The organism is Finegoldia sp. P2-F-LR, assembly GCF_052932265.1.
This window is the reverse complement of record NZ_JBRFJF010000002.1, coordinates 36,691-61,108: the sequence shown is the minus strand read 5'-3', so window position 1 is coordinate 61,108 and position 24,418 is coordinate 36,691. Positions and strand designations below refer to the sequence as shown.

Sequence of the window (24,418 nt, the reverse complement as noted above, 5' to 3'; positions counted from 1 at the left end):
GATTATGAAAATTTACAAAAAACTATTTGCTTATGTACAGGATAAAAAATATCTTGGGGTTTTAGCTATAGTTTTTTCTGCTATATCTGCTGTGCTTACGGTATATGGATATTACTTAATCTACAAATTTTTAGATAGGTTAATAATTAATTCAAATTTATCTGGTGCAGAGAGCATAGCATTAAAATCTGTTATTACACTAACAAGTGGAGCGATATTTTATTTTGTCTCAGGACTGTTTTCACATATATTGGGATTTAGGCTTGAAACAAATTTAAGAAAGAGGGGGATTGATGGCTTAGAGAAAGCAAGTTTTAGGTTCTTTGACTTAAATCCCTCTGGTCAGATAAGAAAGATCATAGATGATAATGCAGCACAAACTCATCAGGTTGTAGCTCACATGATTCCAGATAGCTCTCAGGCAATAGTTACACCTATACTTGTCCTTGTACTAGGCTTTATAGTAAGTATAAGAGTTGGAATAACCTTGCTTGCTCTTACAATAATTGGTGGCTTATTTTTAGGGGCAATGATGGGCGAGGGAAAATTTATGAAGATATACCAAGAAGCCCTATCTAAACTAAGTGCTGAGACTGTTGAATACGTTAGAGGAATGCAAGTTGTAAAAATATTTAGAGTAAATGTTGAGTCATTTAAAAGCTTTTATAAGGCGATAAAAGATTACTCAAAGTATGCTTATGATTATTCCCTATCTTGTAAAAAGCCTTATGTTTTATATCAATGGTTATTTTTTGGACTGATTGCAATTTTAATTATTCCTATAGTTTATTTTATGACAAGCTTAGGTAGCGCAAAGGTGATTTTACTTGAGCTTATCATGATTATATTTTTATCAGGAGTTCTCTTTGTTTCATTCACGAGAATAATGTGGTACTCCATGTATATTTCTCAAGGGAATTATGCAGTAGATACTTTAGAGGCGCTTTACGAAGATATGCAAAAAGACAAATTAGTGCATGGTAATGTCAATAATTTTAAAAACTATAATATAGACTTTGACAATGTAAGCTTTGCTTATAATGATAAAGCTGTCATTGAAAATTTATCCTTTAATTTAGAAGAAGGAAAGTCCTACGCACTTGTCGGTTCATCTGGATCAGGCAAATCAACAGTAGCAAAACTTATATCGGGTTTTTACAATGTTAATGAAGGAAGCATAAAGATAGGTGGGATTCCAATAAGTGAATACTCTGACGAAGCCTTAATTAAAGCCGTTTCCTTTGTTTTTCAAGATTCAAAATTATTCAAGAAAAGTATTTATGATAATGTTGCTTTAGCTAATAAAGATGCGACGAAAGATGACGTTATGAGAGCCTTAAAATTAGCAGGATGTGATTTAATATTAGACAAATTCCCAGAAAGAGAAAATACAATCATAGGCTCAAAAGGTGTTTATTTATCCGGTGGAGAAAAACAAAGAATTGCAATTGCTAGAGCAATTTTAAAGGATTCCAAAATTATTATTATGGATGAAGCATCAGCATCTATTGACCCAGATAACGAGTTTGAATTGCAAAAAGCTTTCAAAAATCTTATGAAGGATAAAACAGTTATCATGATTGCACACAGGTTATCAACAATTAAAGACCTTGATGAAATTATTGTTATGGATAGTGGAAAAATTATAGAAAGAGGGTCTGACAAAGAATTAATGTCACAAGATACAAGGTATAAGAGCCTGCAAGAGATGTTTAACAGTGCGAATGAATGGAGGGTTTCAAATGAAAGAGTTTTATAAAAAAAGATTTGCTCTTACAGATAAAGGAGCAAGAAATTTAAGTAAAGCAACACTGGCTACATTTTTCGTTTATTGTATAAACATGCTTCCTGCCATATTACTTATGATTTTTGCTCAGGAAGTTTTGGAAAATATGGGCAAAAGCAAGGGATTTTATATAGTATTCTCAGTTTTGACTTTGATAGCAATGTATATTTTGCTTTCTATCGAATACGATAAATTATATAACACAACCTATCAAGAAAGTGCAGATTTAAGAATAAGGACAGCGGAGAATTTATCAAAATTACCTCTATCTTACTTTTCTAAACATGACATTTCCGACATTTCACAAACAATCATGGCTGATATTGCAGGCATAGAGCATGCAATGAGCCACGCAATACCAAAGGTGGGCGGCATGGTACTGTTTTTCCCATTAATGTCTGTAATGATGCTAGCGGGCAATGTCAAGATGGGTTTAGCTGTAATTATTCCATCTATTTTAAGCTTTATATTTATACCTTTATCTAAAAAATATCAGGTTAATAGACAGAATAGACATTATGATGTCTTAAGAAAAAACTCAGAAAGCTTTCAAGAAAATATCGAAATGCAAATGGAGATTAAAGCATATAATTTATCGAAGGATATTAAAGATGATTTATATAAAAAAATGGAAGATAGTGAGAGAGTACACTTAAAGTACGAAGTAACTACAATTTTAACTTTGTCTATATCTTCAATATTTAGCTTTATATCTCTTGCTGTTGTGATATTTGTCGGCGTAAATCTAATTATTAATAAAGAGATAAATTCTCTCTACCTTATAGGATATTTACTAGCTGCTATGAAGATAAAAGACGCTTTAGATGCATCTAAAGCGGGCTTGATGGAAATATTTTATTTAACGCCAAAAATTGAAAGATTAAAAGAAATTCAAAATCAAGATTTACAAGAAGGCGATGACTATAGCTTAAAAAAATTTGATATTGATCTAAAAGATGTTGAGTTTGCTTACAATAAAGACGCAAAAGTTTTAAATGGTGTAAGTTTTAAAGCTAAGCAGGGAGAGGTTACTGCTTTGGTAGGTGCAAGCGGATGTGGTAAAACAACTATCTTGAAACTTATATCAAGACTTTATGATTATGACAAGGGACAAATCCTAATCGATGGCAAAAATATAAAAGAAATATCAACAGAATCTCTTTTTGATAAGGTCTCAATAGTTTTCCAAGATGTGGTTCTCTTTAATCAAAGCGTTATGGAAAATATTAGACTTGGTAAGCAAGATGCAAGTGACGAAGAGGTTAAAAGAGCAGCAAAACTTGCAAACTGTACAGATTTTATAGAAAAGATGGATAAGGGTTTCGATACAGTTATTGGTGAGAACGGAGCTGAACTATCAGGAGGAGAAAGACAAAGGTTATCAATAGCCAGAGCCTTCTTAAAAGATGCACCGATATTGATCTTAGATGAGATAGCAGCAAGCCTTGATGTTGACAACGAGAAAAAAATTCAAGAGTCATTAAATAACTTAGTTAAAGATAAAACTGTCGTCATCATTTCACACAGAATGAAATCCATAGAAAATGCAGACAAGATAGTAGTTCTTGAAAACGGAAAAGTAGAAAGCGAAGGCAAACATGAAGAGCTTTTACAAAAATCAAAAGTTTATAAAAATTTAATAGAAAAAACAAAAATGGCAGAAGAATTTATATATTGAAAGAACTAAAAATGAAACAAAACATGAAAGAACAGTTGTTGACCAAGAAGCCATTGTCTTTAATGTTTCAATTATCTATACCAGCAGTAATTGGCATGGTGGTTATAGGTCTATATCCACTTATGGATGGAATATTTGCTGGACAAATAATTGGTGAGAATGCTATGGCGGCTTGCTCAATAGCTATGCCACTTACATTTTTTAATAATGGGATTGCAACGCTTATAGGGATAGGTTCGGCATCAATTTTATCAAGAGCCATGGGAAAGAGTGATAAAGATACTATAGACAAGCTTATGGGAAATCTTATCTATTGGATTATATTTTTTTCAACGATCATAACAATAGGAGGAATACTTCTAGGACCATATTTTTTAGATTTAATTGGAGCAACAGGAGAAATAAAGGCATTAGGCATAAGGTATTTAAGAATAATATTTCTAGGCTCAAATTTTGTAAACTTTACCCAGTCAGCCAATATGGTTATGCGTGGTGAAGGACTTATGAAAAGAGCAATGAGTATCATGGGACTTGGTGCCTTTATCAATATAGCTCTTGATCCAATACTAATGAAATTAATGGGTGATTATGCCATTGAGGGAGCAGCTATAGCAACTGTAACAGCACAAATAATTCAAGCGGTTATTACTCTTTATTATTTTAAGAGTAAAAGTGAAAATGTAAAAATAAAGAAAATAAAAAAAGAAAAAGATATATCAAAGGAAATGTTTGGAGTAGGAGTATCAGCTATGATCATGCAAGTATTTTTCATGGTTCAACAAACATTGCTTTATAGACAAGCTTTTAGATATGGAGGAGATCCAAATGCAATATTAATGTCTGCAACTTTGAGGTTTTATGGATTTTCATTTATACCAATTTGGGGAATGAGTCAGGCATTACAGCCGATTATTGGTACAAACTTTGGAGCAAAACAATACGATAGAGTAAAGGAAACTATGAAGATATTTTCTATAGGAGGAACAGTACTTGCGGCAATTTTTTGGTTACCAGCACAAGTATTTTCAAAACAGTTACTTGGTTTATTTAAAGTAAGTCAGGATATAATTTCAAGTGGAGTTAATAATTTCAGAATGTTCTATTCAGTATTTATTCTTTATGGAATTATGATTATGACAATAACTTTTTTCCAAGCGATAGGGGATGGAAAAAAAGCTGGAATGATTGTAATGTTAAGACAGCTAATACTACTTGTTCCAGCCTTACTTATATTACCAAGAGTATTTGGAGCAGCGGCTGTTTGGTGGACAGAACCAGTTGTAGATTTTACTATGATAATGGTAGGTTTAGCAATGCAAGCAAAGGCTCTTTCAAATATGAATGTAAATGATTAAAAATAAAATAAAAAGAAAAATAAAAATGACAGAAGAATTTATTTATTAGGAGGATTAAAATGGATACTAAAAAATTAAAAGTAAAAGATTTAGTGAGTATCGGTGTTTTTGCCGTAATTTATTTCGTCTTGATGTTTGGTGTTGGCATGATGGGTATGATTCCAATATTGTTTTTAGTATACCCAACAGTTTTAGCCATAGTTGCAGGAACGGTAGTTATGTTATTTATGGCTAAGGTTCAAAAACCATGGGCATTATTTATATTCGGTATGATATCACCACTTGTTATGTTTGCATGTGGTCATACCTACGTCCTTGTAGTTTTATCGCTTATAGTAATGATAATAGCAGAATTAATTAGAAAGATTGGTAATTATAATTCCTTTAAATACAATATGCTTTCTTATGCAATCTTCAGCACATGGATATGTAGCTCTTTAATGCAAATGCTTTTAGCAAAAGAAAAATATTTGGAAATGTCTATTGAAATGATGGGAAAAGATTATGTTGATGCAATGGAAAAACTAATAACATATCCTCACATGGCCTTAGTAGCCTTAGGTGCTTTTCTAGGAGGAATAATTGGAGCATATATAGGCAAGGCTCTATTGAAAAAACACTTTGAAAAAGCAGGCATTGTATAATGCCTACCTTTTCTTCAAATGCTCCCTTTAATCCCAATCCAATAAGTAAGATATTAGTAGTATTTCTTACAGGATTAACTATTGCGCATAGCATAAACATCCGTTTTGAACTAGCGATTGTTTGTCTTATTGGTATTTTGTTTTATTTGAATGGGTACAAAAAAACACTTTTTAAATGGATAATTTTATGTATAGCATTATATTCTTTACCTAATTTTATGGTGCTATCTAATATAAATCCAATAATTAAGATGTTTTTAAGCTTATTTATTATCTTCAGAATGTTTTTATTGCCATTTATGGCAGCTAGCTTCATGATAAAGACCTCTGATGTAGGTGCAATAATTTCATCAATGGATAAGCTTAAAATTCCAAAAAATCTTTCCATACCTATTGCGGTTATGTTTAGGTTCTTCCCATCTTTTAAAGAGGAGAAGAAAAACATCAAAATGGCTATGAGAGTAAGGGGGATAAATTTTAAAAATCCAATCAAATATCTTGAATACGTTTCAGTGCCACTACTTATTATATCTTCAAACATTGCAGATGACATTGCAAAAGCGGCAGAAACAAAGGCAATAGAAAATCCAATCGCCAAGACTAGATATATCAGTGTAAAGATACAGCTAATTGATTTTGTTTATGTTTTCGCAGTTGCTGGACTTATTGTGGGAGGCTTAATATGGTTGAAATAAAAAATTTAAGTCTTAATTATGGCGAAGTGCATATATTGGATGACATATCACTATCAATATCCGAGGGAGAGTGTGTGCTATTTACAGGAAAAAGCGGAAGCGGTAAGTCATCTTTAATAAATTCTATCAACGGACTAGCTGTAAGGTATGATAACGCAAAGACAAAGGGCGAAATAATTATTGATGGCAAGAATATAAAAGAGTTGGAGCTTTATCAAATCTCAATGCTTGTCTCAACTGTGTTTCAAAATCCTAAGACATATTTCTTTAACATTAATACTACATTAGAGCTGCTATTTTATTTGGAAAACATAGGGCTTACAAGAGAAGAGATGGACAGACGTTTGAATGAGATGCTAGAAGTTTTTCCAATAAAAAATCTATTGAACAGAAATATATTTAATTTATCTGGCGGTGAAAAACAAATTCTTTGCATTGCCGCTTCTTATATAGCAGGCACAAAGATTATAGTTATGGATGAGCCTTCATCAAATTTAGATATAAAAAGTATAAGTGTTTTGGCAAAGATGCTAAAGATATTAAAAGAGAAAGGCATAAGCATAATTGTTGCAGAGCATAGAATTTATTATTTGATGGACATAGTTGATCGTGTATTTTTGATAGATAAAGGTAAACTTAAAAAAATTTATAGAAGGAGTGAATTTTTAAAGTTTGATAAAAATGAATTGAACGCTTTAAGTTTAAGGGATAAAGAATTAAGCAAAATAGAAGTTTCTTATTTAAAAGAAGGTGGAGAATATCAGATAAAAAATCTTAGCTACAAATTTACTGATGATGAGTGTTTAAGTATAAAAGACATCTCATTTAAGCTTGGTAAAATTTATGGCATAATAGGATCCAATGGACGAGGAAAGTCAACGCTTTTGAGATGCTTAATAGGTCTTGAGAAAAAATCAAAAGAAGGGATTTATTTTAAAGGAGAAAAACTATCCAAGAAAGAAAGGCTGAAAAAATCTTCACTTGTTATGCAAGACGTAAATCATCAATTATTTACAGATGAAGTATTCAAAGAGCTTAGCCTAGGTGTAAAAAATTTTGATGAAGAAAAGGCGAAAATCATTTTAAAAGATTTAGGCCTGGACGAATTTATTGAAAGGCATCCGATGAGTTTATCAGGAGGACAAAAGCAAAGACTTGCAATAGCGTCAGTTATGTGCAAGGACTCTACTTTTATTTACTATGATGAGCCAACTAGCGGGATGGATTATTCTAATATGATAAAAATATCTGAACTGATTAAAAAATACAGAAATAAGGATAAAATAATTTTTATAGTTTCTCATGATATTGAGTTTTTAAATGAAGTGGCAGATGAGATTTTCGAAATATAAAAGATAGACCCTGTGAGCTAAACCTATAGAACTTGATGGTGGTTTGAAAAAATTGACAAATCAAGGTAATTACTATATTATATAGGCAACAGTACCCGATACGCCTCTTAACAATGCGTACCAAGTCGGGTCTTTTGATTATAAGGAGTAATAACGTGAAGAAATCGCCATTTATACAAAACTTCAAAGAAAACTATTCAAGGAGAATAAATGAGAATAGATAGAATCAATACATATGATGACAATCGCTTCAGTCAAGAAGCACTATATCAGCACGGTTGCTACATTGTAGATGGCGATGTGCCTGTAGAAATTAAAATCATATCACAGACCGAGGCGCTTATAAAAGGAGAAGGAGCATATTTTGACGAGGTCATTGAAGAGTTTCGATTTAATGCAGAGCACATCACAAATTTTTATGATGAAAGTGGTAAGCTTATTAAGAAATTCAAAGACGTGGAGGTCTTTAAGCTTGATCTAGATAAAATCCAGCCGATACAGTTCTTTATAGATAGTGATAAATTAGAGGCAGTTAAGAGCTTTGTCAATAGAGAAGAAGACGTGATTATCCCAGTTACAATATGCGAAGACACATACGCGTCCCTAGATGGACACACACGCCTCTACCTTGCATATAGCCTTGGATTCAAGTACGTATACGCCTATCTTAGTGAAACCTTCTGTGGATTTGACTATTTCTTTGATGAAGCAAGAAAAAGAAATATATATACAGTAAAAGACTTGACCTTGCTCACACATGATGACTATACAGTTAAGTGGGATAAGTTTTGCGATGAGTATTATATGAGTATAGAGTGTGAATAGACGAGTGTATTGTTCGGGTAAAATAGTAAATAATATTAAGATAAACTAGTAAATTTCTGGACTGATTTTAGAAATCAAGGACTTGATGGGCTTAAACCAAAAAAGAGAGGAAGACCTTCAAGTATAAATATAAGGTTTCAAATCTTTATATATACAAATTTCGCTGGAAAAATAAAAGCTGACAAAGAAAAATCTACCGAAAAGATAGATGGAGTTATTGCTATGGTGAGCAATAAGGTGTGAAATGGACAAGTCAATCTGTTTATGATGATAGGGGATTGATTGTTTTTATGGGTATAAATTATTAAATAGTATTAGGAGGTACAGACAAATGAACAATAGATATAGTCTTACAAATAACTAAGAGAGGAAAAAATCCTCTCAAAAAAACATAGGAGGATTTATGATATATATACAAAACTTAATAAAAACTTTACCAGATAGAAAGCTATTTGAAATTGATAGTTTATCAATAAATGAAAATGATAAGATAGCCTTAATAGGTGACAATGGAACGGGCAAAACTACTATTTTAAGAATAATATTAGGACTAGATAAAGACTATACTGGTCAAGTAAGAGTGGATAGAGATTTAGGATATTTATTAAATTATGATATTCAAGCTAAGAATTTTTCCGATGAAATCTATTCCAAATCTCAGTTAAAGATTGATGACGATTATAGTCCGGGTGAGGAGCAAAGGTTAAAATTAACAGATATTTTATCAGATAGTTTTAAGTTTCTTTTAATAGATGAGCCTACATCCCATTTAGACTTAAAGCAAAAAGAAGAACTTATAGAAAAGCTAAATTCAAGAAAAACAGGATATATTATAATTTCGCATGATCGTGATTTCATAAATAGAACTTGTAAAAAGATTCTAGAGTTAAAGGATGAAAAAATTGAAGAATATAATGGAGACTACAATTTATATCTTGAAGAAAGAGAAAAAAGACAAAAGTTTCAAGATAAAGAGTATTCAAACTTTATAAAAGAAAAAAGACGATTAGAAAATCTAGCCATAAATATAAAGGCACAATCATCAAAAGTAAGAACCACACCTAAAAGAATGGGGAATTCAGAAGCAAGACTCCATAAGATGGGTGGTCAAGAAAACAAGAAAAAATTAGACAAACAAGTAAAAGCTGTAGAATCTAGGATAAATCAACTTGATACAAAAGAAAAACCTAAAGAAGAAAAAGAGATACAACTATCTATTCCAGATAATAAACGAATTCATTCTAAAATATTGATAAGAGCGGAAAACATAAATAAAAAATTTGGAAATAAGGTTTTGTTTGAAAAATCCAACTTCCAAATAAACAACAATTCTAAAATAGCGCTAATTGGAGAAAACGGAAGTGGGAAAACTACCCTTTTAAAGATGATTCTTAATAAAGAAAATATATGGGTGCATCCAAATCTTAAAATAGGTTATTTTAGTCAAATGAGTGATATTCTAGAAGAAAATTCCAGCATCTTAAAAAATGTATCAAATACGTCTATATATGATGAAACAATGACAAGAATTGTTCTTGCAAGACTAGGGTTTAAGACTAACGATGTATATAAGATTATAAATGTATTGAGCGATGGAGAAAAAGCTAAGGTAAAATTGGCTAAAATTTTAACATCTGATTTTAATTATCTTATATTTGATGAACCGACAAACTTTTTGGATATAAGAGCAATAGAAAGTTTAGAAAATCTACTGAAATCTTATGATAGACCATTTATTTTTGTAAGTCATGATGAGGAGTTTATAAATAAAATAGCCGATACACTTATGATTATAGAAGATAAAAGAATCAAAAATTTTAAAGGTAATTTATCACAATACAAAAATAGAAATAAGAAGACAACAATTAACAAGGATAGAGATATTTTATTACTTGATTTTAGAATATCCTCTATAAGTTCTAGACTAGCAATGGAGATACCCAAAGAGGAAAGAGAAAAACTAGAAGAAGAGTATAATAATCTTATTGAAGAAAAAATAAATAAATTTTAGCATCTTTTATCAATCGGGCTATTAATTTGTTTTGCTGAAAATCTCAACGATATAAAACAAATCTTGAAATTAGTGTAAATCTCGTCAATAGAATTATAAAATCTGAATTTGGAGGAAATAATATGATAATAGATAGTTTTGATAATGAAACAGAGCCACTTATCAGTCTAAAAGACTTTTATGGAGAAAAGAAAAATATTGCAGAAAAATGTTTGATAATATATTCAAAAAGCATAATAGAATATTTGCTTGATAATTTTGAATGCGAAGAAATTGGAAATATAGGATCTGTAAATGGGTCAAGATCAGTATATAAAAGTAGCTTTGAAGGTCAAGAATTTGTATTTTATCTTACTATGATGGGTTCGGCTCTTGCTTCAGGAGGTTGTGTAGAAGTTAATTGGATTACAGGTGCAAATAAATTTATTATGTTTGGATCTTGTGGCAGTCTTGATAAGGAAAAAACTTTTGGAAAGTACATTATACCAACAGAGGCTTATAGAGGTGAGGGAGCATCTTATTACTATGCGGCTCCTTCAGATTATCTTGATATTAAAAACTATGATAAGCTTGAAGAATTTTTTATCAAGGAAAAAGCTCCCTACACTAAGGGAAAAGTCTGGACTACAGATGTTATGCTTCGTGAGACACGCGGACTCGTTTCAAAGAGAAAGGCAGAAGGATGTATAGTAGTAGAAATGGAGCTTGCAGGTGTCCAAGCAGCTTGTGATTTTTATGGATTTGAACTTTATAACTTTCTTGAAGCAGGTGATGTATTAGATGAGAGCTGTTATGAGGTCGAAGGACTCCATAATGCCAACCATGATCTTGGGAAATTGTATTTGGCATTAAAATTTTTAAAAGAAATATAAGATAAACAAATCTAGAGGTTAGTATTGAAATAAATGGTTTTTAGGATTTAAAAGAAATCTTAAAAGCCGTTTTTTATTTAAAAAAAAGTAATATGAAATTTGTTGTGGAAGTCGTAATCTGTCGTTTACACCAGTTTGTTTTGCATAAAATCTTAAATCAAAAGGAGAAAAAGTGGTATAATATAGATGAGAATAAGTATCAAGAGGAGGAAATGTTTAAGCGTTTTTTTGAAAATTTTAGAAAACCGAAAGACAATTTTGGCGGTAGATTTATGTTAAAAAGCATGAATAAAGGACATGAAAAATTGGCAAGTTGGGGAAGGTCTTACATAAATATTGAAAACGATTATATTCTCTTAGATTTGGGCTGTGGCGGGGGTCGTAACATAGAATATTTTTTAACTAAGGCAAAAAAAGTTTATGGAATTGACCACTCAGAAACAAGTGTAAATATGGCAAGTGAGATAAACAAAGAAGCGATTGAGGCTGGAAGATGCGAGATTTCGCTGGGAGAAGTAAGAAGCCTTCCTTTTGAAGATGAATCCATAGATATCGTCACAGCGTTTGAAACTATTTATTTTTGGAATAATATAGAAGAATGTTTCAAAGAAATTTATCGTGTGCTTAAAAAGGGCGGACAATTTTTAATATGCAATGAAGTATCATCTATGAAAAGAAGAGAAGTAAAAAAATTAGCGGATATGATAGAGATGGAAGTATACACACCTGACGACTTAACAAGAATGCTTGGAAAATTGGGATTTAATTTTGAATATCATTTAGATAGAAAACAACAAGTCGTATTTATCGCACGAAAATAGATAAGATAAAGAAAGGCAAGGATAAAAATGAAATATCACAGTTTTTATTTCTATCAGTTTCAACATCCTATGAAAAAAGTTTTGGTGGAAAAATATGGAAGAAAGTATGCCAGGGATATCCTCAAAAAAAGCAAAAAAATTTATCAAAAACTAGTAGAAGAAGCAGATGATATCGGAGATGATAATCCAATGGCATACAATGAGATGTTCGCTCTTGTATTTGTTGCGCCATATTTAGCAAGCGAAAAAGAAATTCCACCAGAGACCATCCAGGAAATGATGCGTCGTTCTCTGTATTTTGTCAAATGGTTTTTTTCATTAACTAATCTAAATACTAATAGAGGAAAAGAGGCTAATAAGAAAAATATAGTTAAGTATTATAAATGGTATACAGAAGAAAAAGAAAAGCTCTATCCCACATCATTTAAGGTCGATTTTGTGGGAGAACCATATGAGGGCGCTTGTTATTACAGAATTACTCGTTGTCCTATTTGTACATACACTAAAAAGCTTGGGGTAAATGAATTAATGCCGCTATTCTGTGAATTGGATGAGGTTATGATAAGTCTTCAACATGGTGTTTTACATAGAAAAGGCACGATAGCAAATGGAGCAGATTGTTGTGATTATTTTATTACAGGTGATAGAGAATGAACCAATGTTATATGAATAAGAAATTGGTAAAGTTTGTGATTAATTTATTATTATTGGAGTAGAATAAAATGAGCTTAACTTATAAAATTGCATCGACAATTGTAAGACTTATCGGAGTTAAAAAAATGTTTTTAAAGAACAAAGAAGAGATGCTTGAGTATGCAAAAGGTGAAAATGCAAAAGTAGTATTTGATTTAGAAAAGGCAAAGGCAAGGGCTACGAGAAAGAATTATTATCTTTTTGATAGAGATGTTATGGGATACAGACTGATTTCATATCAAAAAAATCAAACGCCCGCCGACGGTGCAGTTCTTTATCTATTTGGCGGAGGAATGATTACACAACCGAATAAACTGGATTTTAAATTATCGGAAAGAATAATGGAACAAACCGGAAAAGATGTTTGGTTTTTATTTTATCCTCTTTGTTCAGAAAATGTAAAGATAGATAAGACATATGAAGTATCATTTGAAGCTTATAGACTGATGACCAAAAGTTACAAGGCAGAAAATATCAGCGTCCTTGGATTTTCATCAGGAGCTTGTCTATCACTAGGGATTTTTTTGCATAACAACGCCATAGGAAGACCACTTCCGATGCCAGTCAAGATTATTTCAGTTTCTCCTGGAGGAATTCCGGATGTAACTGTCGATGAAAACAAAGAAATTTGGGAGAAATTAAATGCACTTAACCACAAGGATGTAATGATTGAACCGACGTATATCAAAACAGCAAGAGAAATCGCAAAAGGAGATGAAGACATACCTGAATATATGTTAGATGGAACTGTAGGAGATTTTACAGACTTTCCGAAAACATATTTTTATTACGGCGAAAATGAATGCCTCTATGCCTTTGCGCAAACCTTTAAAAAAGCAATGGAAAAATACAACGCCCCATACGAAATTATTGTTGGAAAAGGAATGTGCCACTGCTATCCATTGGTGAGATTTTTTAAAGAAGGAAGAGAAGCACAAGATGAAATTATTGAATTGTTAGGACAATAATTTAGTACAGACAATGAAATCACAAGAATTTAAAATGCCAATATTCGGTGTCGGGCCAATATATGTAATAACATGTCTAATACTTACAATCGCTGGGATATGGCTTCATCTCAATGGATACATTTATCAAGGAGAACTAAGCCAAGGCAAAATATTTTTTATCATAGCAGCAATATTCATGATCCTTTTAGGAATATATTTATGGATCCAAGCAGTAATAGTTCAAAAAATAAATAAAAAAGTTACAGAAAAAAAGTTGATAACAACAGGAGTATACAGCATAGTAAGAAATCCTGTTTATTCAGCATTTATATTTATATTCACAGGTCTACTTTTATTTACAGCAAACTATATTTTATTAATACTTCCATTTGTATTTTGGGCTTTTTTAACAATACTAATGAAAAATACAGAAGAAAAATGGTTAAAAAATGAATTTGGAGAAGAATATGAAGTATATTTAAAACAAGTAAATCGAGTATTACCATGGATTAAAAGAAAACTAATTCTATACAAGCATCTACAGTTGTAGGTGCTTTTTTATGGATAATTTTAGGAAGAGGTAGTAAATGCAGAAAAATATAAAGCTGAACCGTCAAACACTTGAATGGAAAACCGTCAAATACTTGAATGAAAAACCGTCAAATACTTGAATGAAAAACCGTCAAATACTTGAATGAAAATCTACTAAAGTAACGTGCATGGGAATAAATTATTCAAAAGTATTTATCCAGTTTGAATTAAGTGCTAGATGAACGATTAGACGAAAAGAGTGTTGTTCGAATTTCAAGCTTCAAAATGATTTAAAATTACATGCATCATTTATCGGCCCTGTCCTATATCAGTCTTGTCCTAGTTTTAAAATGATTTTTCTTTTACAACTACTATCTTTATACTTAAAAGATTTTTGTTTTATCTTTAATGCTTTATTATAGAAAGCTTGGGGTATAAGTAATATTACAGAGAAAATATTGGTAAGAAATATTAGAATCTAAGGAACATAATAGGAGGAAAACATGTCAGATAAAAAGGATAATGGCAAGCACGAATTTATTAAAGCACCTTTAACACCAAATGGATCTGAAAAAGTTGATCCTGTAAAGGATAACGACAAGATTAAAGATCTAGAGAAAAATAAGGTTGATAACAAGAATAAAGCTTTCACTACTAACAAGGGTCTTAAGATGGCTGAAGATGAATTTACACTTAAGGCTGGTAGAAGAGGACCAAGTCTACTTGAAGATTTTCATTTTAGAGAAAAAATCATGCACTTTGACCATGAGAGAATTCCAGAAAGAATTGTACATGCTCGTGGTGTGGGTGCTCATGGTATTTTTAAATCCACAAAGGATATGAGTGAGTACACAAAAGCATGTCTATTTTCAGGTCATAATAAGCAAACTCCTCTATTTTCGAGAATATCTACTGTAGCAGGATTTAGAGGTTCTACAGATACTCCTCGTGATGTACGTGGTTTTGCAATAAAATTTTATACAGAAGAAGGAAACTACGATATAGCTGGTAATAATGTCCCAGTATTTATTATCCAAGACGCTATTAAATTCCCTGACTTTGTCCATTCAGTTAAGCCAGAGCCAGACACAGAGGTTCCTCAAGCTCAGTCAGCTCACGACACTTTCTGGGATTTTGTAACTCGTAACCAAGAATCAGCTCACATGGTTATGTGGCAAATGAGTGATAGGGCTATTCCTTTAAGTCTAAGAATGGTGGATGGTTTTGCTGTTCATACATTTAGATGGATAAATAAGGATGGCAAGGCATGTTTTGTTAGATACCAATGGAATCCACAATTAGGAGTTCACTCAAGAGTATGGGATGAAACATTAAAAGTATCAGGTAATGATCCAGATAGCCAAAGAAAAGATTTGTATGATGCGATTGATGAAGGTTCATATCCAGTATGGGATTTCTGTGTACAAATCCTACCAGAAGAAAAAGAACATGACTTCCCATTCGATATACTAGATCCTACTAAAGTTTGGCCAGAAGAAGATATTCCTAAGGTTAAAATTGGGGAAATGATCTTTAATAGAAATGTAGATAATTATTTTGCTGAAACTGAACAAGTTGCATTTAACCCAGGTAATGTTATTCCTGGTATCGACTTTTCTAATGATCCACTTTTACAAGGTAGACTTTTCTCATATACTGATACACAACTTCTAAGATTAGGTGGACCAAACTTTGCACAAATTCCAATAAATAGACCTATAGCTGAAGTTCACAATAACCAAAGAGATGGATGGCATCAACACATGATAAACAAAGGACCTGTAGCCTACCATAAATCAAGTATTGATGACCAATCTCCATATTACGAAAAACCAGAAGACGGTGGATATGAACACTATCAAGAAAAAATTGATGGCGTGGCAATAAAAGCAAGAGATGATAGTTTTAGAGATCATTTTAGTCAAGCTACAGCTTTTTATAAATCTGTAAGTGAAGTTGAACAACAACACATTATCAATGCATTCTCTTTTGAATTATCCAAAGTTAAAAGAGAAGAAATAAGACAAAATGTAGTGGATATGTTTGCCAATGTAGATCAAAAGATGGCAGAAGAAATAGCTGAAAATGTAGGCGCTGATAAGCCAGATGCTGAGCGTGGATTCGACCCTGTTGGAGTTAAACCAAGCGAAGAAGCTAAAAAAGTAAGAATGCCAGAATTTGCTCAAGCTAACACAATCTTTAAGCCAGATACTTTAAAGGTTGGAATTTATTCTGATAATGACGACGACTTTGACTTTAAATCCTTGGTTGAAAAGATTAAAGATTCTAAGGCTAAGGCTGAAATTATCCAAGGAAATCTTCAAGATACTAAGGACGGACAAAAAGTTACTCATAGATATGAAACAGTTCATCCAGTTTTAGAAGATGCTCTAATTGTGGTTGTACCAGAAAAGCCATCCAAAGACTTCAACAAAAATATAGGCGAATTTATAGATGAAACTTTCAAACACTACAAACCTATTTGGATTATAGGTGATTCTGAAGGAATCTTAGACAAGGATCAAGAAAAAGCTTCAGGTGTCATTGTAAGTAAGGATTTGAAGAAAATAGATGACTTTATTGAAAACTTGACTCAACAAAGATTCTGGGATAGAGACGGTTCAATATAGATAGAAAAAAGGGCTTGATTTTTTGAACTGACCCCCAAAAGTTAGACCAAAAAACTAACTAAAGGAGGTCAGTTTTTTAATGGCAAAATATAGTACAGAATTCAAAGTAAAAATAGTAAAAGAATATTTAAAAGGGAATATAAGCTTAAAAAAATTAGCAGAAAAATATAGTATTTCTCACCATGACATAGTTAGAAGATGGGTTAGTTCATACCAAAGACAAGGCTATGAAGGACTAAAAGTAAAAAGAGAAAATACACAATACACTTTGGAATTTAAGTTAAATGTAGTAAACTTGTACTTAACAGGAGAAATGTCCTATCAAAGCCTAGCAAATGAATTAAAGATAAATAATCCTTCAATGATAGCAAGATGGGTAAACGACTTTAGAGAAAAAGGCATAGAAGGACTAAAACCCAAAAAGAGAGGAAGATCTTCAAAAATGCCAAAATCCCCAAAGAAATCAAAAGATATCAAAATAGATTCATCAGAAAACTTAACTAATTTAGGAGATAATTCATTAACAGAAACACAATTAAAAGAAAAAATAAAGAAATTAGAAGAAAAAACTATTGGCTTCAATTAGAAAATGATGCAATAAAAAAAAGATAGAATTGTCTCAAATGACAGATGCAGAAATAAGACAATTACTGAAACAATCGGGATTTTAAGAAATAAATGCAAATTAAAAGACTTGTTAAAATACTTCAATCTTCCAAAATCAACATATATGTATTGGCAAAAACGCATAAATAGACCAAATAAAGATATGGAAATAGAAAACAAAATACTCAAAATTAGAAAAGAAAATCCAAACTATGGATACAGAAGAATAACTGCTATGTTAAAAAGATTAGGACTAAAAATAAACAAAAAGAAAGTACAAAGATTAGTTCAAAATCTAAAACTTCAAGTAAAAAGTTTTTCAAGAAAATCAAGAAAATACTCATCATACAAAGGACAAGTAGGGAAAGTAGCAGACAACAAAATAAAAAGAAACTTTAAAGTAGAAAAACCATATACACAAATAACAACTGACACAACAGAATTTAAGTATTTTGAAAAAGATAAATCAGGGACCTACCAAATAAAGAAACTTTATCTAAATCCATATTTAGATATGTACAACAGTGAAATACAAAACAACCAACTCTAGAACCAATCCTAAAAGCCTTAAACAAAGCCATAGAAATAACTAACAAAAGAAAAAAGAATATTTCACTCAGATCAAGGCTGGGCATACCAAATAGATCAATACACATCAAAACTAGATTCTAACGGTATCACTCAATCCATGTCAAGAAAAGGAAATTGCTTAGATAACTCTCCAATGGAAAACTTCTTTGGAATATTAAAACAAGAAATATACTACGGAAATAAATTCTATTCATACGAATACTTAAAACAAACAATAGAAGATTTCATAAAATATTACAATGAAGAAAGGATAAAAGAAAAACTAGGATATTTATCACCAGTAGAATATAGAAAGAAAAATGTAGCATAAAAATTTCTACCCCTAGGGGTAGAATAGGACAAAAAAACCAGAGACAAATATTTTTAAATGTCTCTGGTACAAAGTCCAACTTTTTGGGGTCACCTTAATTTGTAGGTGCTTTTTTATTTTACTGACAATTTAACAAAGTGAAATTATATTTAACCGAAAATTTTTCACTGTAAGGATAAATTGTTTTACATATTGACAAGTATCGATATGAATATTAAAATATAAATAGATTGATAGATATCGATATTAGAAATTTATTTTATACTAAGGAGATTTAAGTGAAAGAATTATATGCTTATTATGCAGATGTGTTGAAAGTTATTTCTGAAGAAACACGCTTGAAAATTATTGATATGCTTTCATGTGGAGAGATGTGTGCATGTGAGATTTTAGAGAAACTTAGTATAACGCAATCGACTTTGAGTTATCATATGAATTTGTTGACTAAGAGTAGACTTGTTTTTGCGAGAAAGGATGGGTTATGGATGAAATACAGATTAAACGAGTCTAAATTCAAGGAATTAAAATCTTTTCTGGATAAAATAAGCACTGACAAAACAGATTGTATCTGTAAATAACAAAATAAAGGGGAAAAATCATGAAGAATAAAGTTGCATTTGTTTGTGTACACAATTCTTGTAGAAGTCAAATAGCTGAAGCACTGACAAAAAAATTTGCTGGAGATTCTATAGAGGTGTATTCTGCAGGTACAGAATTAAAGGATCAAATTAATCAGGATGCAGTAAGGCTTGTCAAAGAAATGTATTCAATTGATATGGAAAAGACTCAAAAACCAAAACTTCTAGATGATATTCCTGAAGTTGATTATCTAATTACAATGGGATGTAATGTCGTTTGCCCAGTTATACCTTACGCTGTTAAAAAAGATGATTGGGGTCTTGAGGATCCCACTGGAAAAAACGATGACGAATTTATTGCAGTAATTAAGACTATTGAGAAAAAAGTAATAAATTTGATTGAAGAGTTAGAAAGAAGAGGCAAATATTAAAATGAAAGAAAAACAAATAGGTTTTTTGAGAGAAATCTTACATTTTGGGTTTTGATTTGTATGTTTCTGGGAGTTTTCATTGGGAAATTTCTTCCACAAATTCCAAATACTTTATCTAAGTACGAGATAAACAATGTATCAATTCCAACAACGATTTTGCTATGGATATGATTTACCCGATGATGTTAAAAATTGATTTTAAGAGCATTAGAAGTATCAAGGAAAATCCTAAGGGATTGTTTGTAACGTGAATTGCTAATTGGTTAATTAGACCATTTTCGATGTATCTTATATCTTAATAATTCTTTTTTATAATTTACAGTAGATTAATAGTTTTGAACGTTTTTTTCACCCTAGCATTTTATATATTTGATAAAATCTAGAAAATATAATATAATTTAAAAGCAAAGATTTGGTCAAAAAAAACTAAACTGATTACAAACTGTTCTAACATTGTTTAGATTGAACAGACGAAGGAGGACTTCATGAAAAAACCAAGCATAACACAAACAATTCTTTGTCTAATAATAGGACTACTCCCTCTTATTGGATATTATTTTTTAATGATAGAATATTTTAAGGTCAGTCCATTTGAAGGCTATTATTGGATTCCTACAATTTATTTGATAATTTGCTATGTATTATATCCTTCAGCAGTGGGGAAATTGAGCGATTCAACATTTGAGAAAACTTCAACTGAATTTATTTCAGCCAAGACTATAATGATGCTTTCATTTATTTTTGCACCATTTATTTTGATTTTCAAAAGAAATAAATAATTAATGTGAAAATCTTCTCTGTGTACATACGGTGAAGATTTTTAGTTTGTTACAAGTTTTCGATAGTATATGAATTTTGAAAAAATAACTAATTGAGATATAATGTTGACCGTAGACTTGATATTTCTTATAACAACAGATTAATGGAGGTAATTTATGGCTTTATTTGGACAAAACAAAACACCAGAAGAAAAACACGTCGAAAAGTTGCAACAATTTATAAAAGAATACAATCTAGAAGATTTGGACAGAAAAAGCGCGGAAGAGATATTTCAAGCTTCAGAAGTCATGACTAAGAGTTATTTTTCAGCTTTAGTTAAGCAAAATGTTATTATAATTAAGCAGTTGAACAAACTCAATGAAAATATCGAAAAATTATTAGATAAATAAAGTTCACGAAGCATCTACATTTGTAGGTGCTTTTATTGTGGCTAAAATTACCATTTGAAACACAAATTGGGTATAAATAATACAACGAAAGTATATAGGAGTTTATTATGAAAAAATCGATAGTATCTAGAACGATTAAAACGGCTTTGGCTTCACTTTTGGCGATAATTGTCTCGCAAGAGTTATCTCTTGAGTTTGCAGCTGCGGCGGGAATTATTGCGATATTAAATGTGTTTGATACTAGAAAAGCTACGATAGAAGGTGGCTTGAAGAGGACTTTGTCCGCAATAATCGCTCTTTTGATTGGAGGATTTTTATTTGAAAAATTAGGATACAAAACTTGGGTTTTCGGATTGTATTTGCTTTTATTTGTGCCTGTGTCTTTTTTGTTAACGATAGAGCTGGGGTTGGGACCTTCAAGTGTAATTGTGACACATTTATTGGCGTTCGGAAGAATTGACTCAGCTATTATTTTGAATGAAATGGCACTAGTGTTTATAGGGACATGATTTGCAATGCTAACCAATTTCTACGCTCCTACAAGCCAAGATAGATTAAACAAGTTAATCGATAATATTGACGAAGATATGACGTTCATTTTGAATTTGTTCGGACAATCTCTGATAACACATTTAGATGTGAAATTATACAAAGACAAGATTTCAAAACTTGATGAAGACATCGATAAGGCGATTGAAATTGCGATAATTGAAAATGATAATTTAATTGAAAATAGCAGAGATATACTGGACAATTTGCGTTTGAGAGATAGGGAGATGGATTTATTAGAAGAGATGTATCATGATTTGAAGACAATTCCTGCTGAATACTCAGATGGAAAATACATTTCGGATATTTTAATTGAAACTTCTGAAAATTTGAGAAATGGTGAAGAAATCACGAAAGTAAAAAATAGAATTGATTTTCTAAAAAATCATTTCAATATGATGAAATTGCCGGAAAGTCACGAAGATTTTGCTATTCGTTCTGCAATTTTTCAAGCGTTCAGAAGTCTGGATCAATTTGTGGATATAAGTATATATATTAATAATAAACTTAATAAGGAAAAAGGTAGAAGGTGATTATATGTGTGAAGGAAAGAATGAGGAGCTGATTTTCAAGGAAAAGCTAGAGGAAGCTGTGGAGAGTTTTGGCAAGGGTAGCCAAGAGGGAGCGAAGGTTTCTATTAGAAATTGCCAGGATTTTTTTGGTTGTGTTTCGATTAGTCACCAAAAACAAATAGCAGACGCTTTTGATATTGATGAGAAATACATCAAGACGATTATAAAATTCATTCCATCTATCAAAGAATCAAAGGTTGAATACGAGGTTGTGTGCTGTTCGGGACCTAGATGTGCGAAGAACGGCTCGATGGAAGTGTTGAAGATGGTGAAAAAAGAGCTTGGAATGGATTTTAATGAAACATCTGCTGATGGAAAAATTCGACTCAGAACGCAAAACTGTTTCAAGAAATGTAAGGATGGCCCCAATATTATGATTAATGGCAAATTCTATCATCACATGAATTCGGATAAAACAAAAGAAGTTCTGGGAAAAATCAAATAAAATTTTTGTTACAAATAAGCCTTGGATTGAACATTGGCTTATTTTTAATTTGATTATAAAAATTCTATGAATTTAGAGATATCCTTATCAAGAGGGTTTGACAAAGTATACTATTAGAATTATAATTGACATATCAATAATTGACGTATTAAATATTGACATATCAACTTAATGGAGGTTAACATGAAATTATCACAAGGATTGAAATCGAAAAATATTAATTTTAAAAATAGAGTCATAATGCCACCTATGGCGACAGCTAAGGCTGATGAAAATGGTCATATTAAAGATGAAATCCTGAACTATTATGAAGAAAAGACCGAAAACAAATTATTTTCAACTGTAATTATCGAACATAGTTTTGTGGATGTTTTGGGAAAAGCCAGCAAAAACCAAACATCCATAGCAGACGATTCTACAATTGATGGAATGAAAAAACTTGCAAATCTAGTTAAAGCCAATGGTTCATCTGTCGTATTACAGATTTCTCACGCTGGTAGTTCTACTAATGAAGAAGTTATCGGACAACAACCTGTAGCACCATCAGCTATTAAAAATCCATCGAAATCGACAGCAGAGCTTCCAAGAGAACTTTCTGCTGAAGAAATAGAACAAATTATCGATAAATTTGTAGATGCGGCAGTAAGATCAAAAGAAGCTGGATTTGATGGAGTGGAAATCCATTCAGCACATGGATATTTGTTGAATCAATTTTTGTCGCCAATTACTAATAAAAGAACTGATGAATACGGTGGAGATATTGATGGAAGAATCAAAATCCATTTGGAAATTATAAGAAAAATCAGAGAAAAAGTAGGAAATGAGTATCCAATTTTTATAAGAATAGGAGCAGGAGATTATTTGGATGGAGGATTATCGACAGAAGACAGTATTCACGCAGCTGTAGAATTCGTAAAAGCCGGTGCAGATGTGTTGGATATTTCTGGTGGAATGTGTATGTTCTCAATCGATGATAAAAGAGCAGGATTCTTCGATTTTTTAGCAAAGCCAATTTTTGAAAATGTAGATGTGCCAGTAATTTTGACTGGAGGAGTAAAAACAGGTGATGATGTAGAGGACATATTGAATCGTGGAGTATGCGATTTGGTAGGAGTTGGAAGATCAGTGTTCAAGGATTCCAATTGGATGAATGAACAAATCAAACCAATTATGTAAAGGGAAAATATGGAACTTAAGCAATTTAGTAATGCTTTGCACAAACTTAGATGTGTGGAGCAAAATCTTACAAAAGAATTTGAAAATAGTACGGGATTTTCATTAACCAGATACGAAATTTTGATATATCTGGATGAGAAGCAACAAAGCCTTCAAACGGAAATTGCAGAACATATTGGAATTGATCCTGCGGCGATTACTCGTCAACTCAAAATTTTGGAAAAAGAAGGATTTGTTACAAGAGATAGAAATGCTGAAAATGCAAGAGAAATCATAGTGACACTTACTGACTATGCGAAATCTGAACTTAAAATTTGTAAGCAAAAGCACAAGGATAATCCTTGCAATGTTGCAGTGTCTATTTCAAAAAGAGAGATTGAAGAATTAATGCAGATTTTGGAATCTATTGAAGAAAAGCTGCAATAAAAACTAGGGGGTATTTAATGAATAATAATTTTGAAGATGTTGTATTTAACAGACATTCTGTAAAAGAATTTAATGTAAACAAAAAAATTGACAGAGAAGAAATGATACAAATTTTAGAAGAAGCAACACTTGCACCATCGTCAGTGAATCTTCAACCATGGAGATTTGTGGTTGTTGAATCTGATGAAGCAAAGGATAAGCTTCGCCCACTTATTAGATTTAATGTTAGACAAAACGATACTTCTTCTGCGATGATTTTGATATTTGGCGATATGAAATGTTACGAAAAAACCGAAGAAATCTACAACAAAGCAGTTGAAAAAGGTTACATGACAGAAGATGTCAAGAAACAAATGATGGATCTTGTGTTACCTGCCTATAAAAATTTCTCACAATCCAAGATGAATGATGTAGTTAAAATTGACTCAAGTTTGATGGCTATGCAACTAATGCTAGTTGCAAGAGCTCACGGCTATGACACAAATGCTATCGGTGGTTTTGAAGAAGACCAACTTGCACAAGCTTTCGGACTTGACCCTGAAAGATACGCTCCTGTGATTATAATCGCAATTGGTAAATCAAATTATGAACACCATGAATCAGTAAGGTTAGATATTAAAGATATTGCAAAATTTGAGTAAATTATAAATTGAGTGATTGGTTAATTAAATATATTAAAAAACAATGAGCATTAAAATTCATCAAAACCAAGAATGTATTTG

At 31.5% G+C, this 24,418-nt stretch carries 24 protein-coding genes and 2 pseudogenes; all 26 read left to right on the top strand.

The genetic code is table 11. From position 1 onward, the window contains the following. The first annotated feature begins 4 nt into the window (after positions 1 to 4). The 26 genes and pseudogenes from ACU68W_RS01495 (at position 5) to ACU68W_RS01370 (ending at position 24,337) form a co-directional block, all read left to right on the top strand. Positions 5 to 1,759, top strand: coding sequence for an ABC transporter ATP-binding protein (locus ACU68W_RS01495; RefSeq protein WP_446755992.1), 1,755 nt, complete (start codon positions 5 to 7; stop codon positions 1,757 to 1,759). Beyond that, a complete protein-coding gene (locus ACU68W_RS01490) occupies positions 1,743 to 3,464 on the top strand; it encodes an ABC transporter ATP-binding protein (RefSeq protein ID WP_446755991.1) in 1,722 nt (573 codons plus the stop codon). The genes ACU68W_RS01495 and ACU68W_RS01490 overlap by 17 nt, the downstream gene beginning before the upstream one ends. A gap of 11 nt (positions 3,465 to 3,475) precedes the next feature. Further along, complete coding sequence (locus ACU68W_RS01485) at positions 3,476 to 4,819, top strand: MATE family efflux transporter (RefSeq protein ID WP_154274006.1); 1,344 nt, start codon at positions 3,476 to 3,478, stop codon at positions 4,817 to 4,819. A gap of 59 nt (positions 4,820 to 4,878) precedes the next feature. Next, the gene (locus tag ACU68W_RS01480) at positions 4,879 to 5,463 is read left to right on the top strand and encodes an MptD family putative ECF transporter S component (RefSeq protein WP_012291059.1); all 585 of its coding nucleotides are present in this window, start codon (positions 4,879 to 4,881) and stop codon (positions 5,461 to 5,463) included. Next, positions 5,463 to 6,158 (top strand): energy-coupling factor transporter transmembrane component T family protein, encoded by a 696-nt coding sequence (locus ACU68W_RS01475; protein WP_012291058.1) that lies wholly within the window; start codon positions 5,463 to 5,465, stop codon positions 6,156 to 6,158. The genes ACU68W_RS01480 and ACU68W_RS01475 overlap by 1 nt, the downstream gene beginning before the upstream one ends. After that, a complete protein-coding gene (locus ACU68W_RS01470; RefSeq protein WP_446755990.1) occupies positions 6,146 to 7,510 on the top strand; it encodes an ABC transporter ATP-binding protein in 1,365 nt (454 codons plus the stop codon). Before ACU68W_RS01475 ends, ACU68W_RS01470 begins: the two co-directional genes overlap by 13 nt. A 210-nt stretch (positions 7,511 to 7,720) precedes the next feature. Continuing rightward, complete coding sequence (locus tag ACU68W_RS01465; RefSeq protein ID WP_446755989.1) at positions 7,721 to 8,335, top strand: hypothetical protein; 615 nt, start codon at positions 7,721 to 7,723, stop codon at positions 8,333 to 8,335. 403 nt (positions 8,336 to 8,738) lie between these two features. After that, a complete protein-coding gene (abc-f, locus tag ACU68W_RS01460) occupies positions 8,739 to 10,346 on the top strand; it encodes a ribosomal protection-like ABC-F family protein (RefSeq protein WP_446755988.1) in 1,608 nt (535 codons plus the stop codon). A 122-nt stretch (positions 10,347 to 10,468) separates the two neighbouring features. Continuing rightward, positions 10,469 to 11,218: a nucleoside phosphorylase gene (locus ACU68W_RS01455; protein WP_446755987.1), complete on the top strand. Its 750-nt coding sequence runs from the start codon at positions 10,469 to 10,471 to the stop codon at positions 11,216 to 11,218. 212 nt (positions 11,219 to 11,430) lie between these two features. Further along, on the top strand, positions 11,431 to 12,039 hold the full coding sequence (locus ACU68W_RS01450) for a class I SAM-dependent methyltransferase (protein WP_446755986.1): 609 nt from the start codon (positions 11,431 to 11,433) through the stop codon (positions 12,037 to 12,039). 27 nt (positions 12,040 to 12,066) lie between these two features. Further along, positions 12,067 to 12,693, top strand: coding sequence for an L-2-amino-thiazoline-4-carboxylic acid hydrolase (locus tag ACU68W_RS01445; RefSeq protein WP_446755985.1), 627 nt, complete (start codon positions 12,067 to 12,069; stop codon positions 12,691 to 12,693). A gap of 68 nt (positions 12,694 to 12,761) precedes the next feature. Continuing rightward, the gene (locus tag ACU68W_RS01440) at positions 12,762 to 13,700 is read left to right on the top strand and encodes an alpha/beta hydrolase (protein ID WP_446755984.1); all 939 of its coding nucleotides are present in this window, start codon (positions 12,762 to 12,764) and stop codon (positions 13,698 to 13,700) included. Positions 13,701 to 13,713: 13 nt separating this feature from the next. Continuing rightward, positions 13,714 to 14,232, top strand: a complete 519-nt coding sequence (locus ACU68W_RS01435; protein ID WP_446755983.1) for a methyltransferase family protein — start codon at positions 13,714 to 13,716, stop codon at positions 14,230 to 14,232. Between the two features lie 484 nt (positions 14,233 to 14,716). Continuing rightward, entirely contained in the window at positions 14,717 to 16,843 is a 2,127-nt protein-coding gene (locus tag ACU68W_RS01430) for a catalase (RefSeq protein ID WP_446755982.1), read from the top strand. Positions 16,844 to 16,922: 79 nt separating this feature from the next. Next, on the top strand, positions 16,923 to 17,429 hold the full coding sequence (locus ACU68W_RS01425) for a transposase (RefSeq protein WP_446755981.1): 507 nt from the start codon (positions 16,923 to 16,925) through the stop codon (positions 17,427 to 17,429). 183 nt (positions 17,430 to 17,612) lie between these two features. Next, complete coding sequence (locus ACU68W_RS01420; RefSeq protein WP_158521256.1) at positions 17,613 to 17,999, top strand: IS3 family transposase; 387 nt, start codon at positions 17,613 to 17,615, stop codon at positions 17,997 to 17,999. Positions 18,000 to 18,047: 48 nt separating this feature from the next. Further along, positions 18,048 to 18,350 (top strand): annotated as a pseudogene (locus ACU68W_RS01415) (transposase); the annotation flags it as partial. Between the two features lie 278 nt (positions 18,351 to 18,628). Further along, entirely contained in the window at positions 18,629 to 18,928 is a 300-nt protein-coding gene (locus ACU68W_RS01410; protein ID WP_306479479.1) for an ArsR/SmtB family transcription factor, read from the top strand. A 17-nt stretch (positions 18,929 to 18,945) separates the two neighbouring features. Next, positions 18,946 to 19,359, top strand: coding sequence for an arsenate reductase ArsC (locus tag ACU68W_RS01405; protein WP_094223783.1), 414 nt, complete (start codon positions 18,946 to 18,948; stop codon positions 19,357 to 19,359). Positions 19,360 to 19,844: 485 nt separating this feature from the next. Further along, complete coding sequence (locus ACU68W_RS01400) at positions 19,845 to 20,138, top strand: hypothetical protein (protein WP_306479478.1); 294 nt, start codon at positions 19,845 to 19,847, stop codon at positions 20,136 to 20,138. Between the two features lie 156 nt (positions 20,139 to 20,294). Beyond that, positions 20,295 to 20,528, top strand: a complete 234-nt coding sequence (locus ACU68W_RS01395; protein ID WP_094223781.1) for a hypothetical protein — start codon at positions 20,295 to 20,297, stop codon at positions 20,526 to 20,528. Positions 20,529 to 20,635: 107 nt separating this feature from the next. Continuing rightward, positions 20,636 to 21,610, top strand: a pseudogene (locus ACU68W_RS01390) (aromatic acid exporter family protein). A 4-nt stretch (positions 21,611 to 21,614) separates the two neighbouring features. Next, positions 21,615 to 22,094 carry an NADH-quinone oxidoreductase subunit NuoE family protein gene (locus ACU68W_RS01385; RefSeq protein WP_094223780.1) on the top strand — a complete coding sequence of 160 codons (480 nt, stop codon included), beginning with the start codon at positions 21,615 to 21,617 and terminating at the stop codon, positions 22,092 to 22,094. Between the two features lie 183 nt (positions 22,095 to 22,277). Further along, positions 22,278 to 23,270 carry an NADH:flavin oxidoreductase gene (locus tag ACU68W_RS01380; protein ID WP_094223779.1) on the top strand — a complete coding sequence of 331 codons (993 nt, stop codon included), beginning with the start codon at positions 22,278 to 22,280 and terminating at the stop codon, positions 23,268 to 23,270. A gap of 9 nt (positions 23,271 to 23,279) precedes the next feature. After that, complete coding sequence (locus tag ACU68W_RS01375) at positions 23,280 to 23,696, top strand: MarR family winged helix-turn-helix transcriptional regulator (protein WP_278735982.1); 417 nt, start codon at positions 23,280 to 23,282, stop codon at positions 23,694 to 23,696. 17 nt (positions 23,697 to 23,713) lie between these two features. Further along, positions 23,714 to 24,337, top strand: coding sequence for a nitroreductase family protein (locus ACU68W_RS01370; RefSeq protein ID WP_306479231.1), 624 nt, complete (start codon positions 23,714 to 23,716; stop codon positions 24,335 to 24,337). Positions 24,338 to 24,418 lie beyond the last annotated feature (81 nt).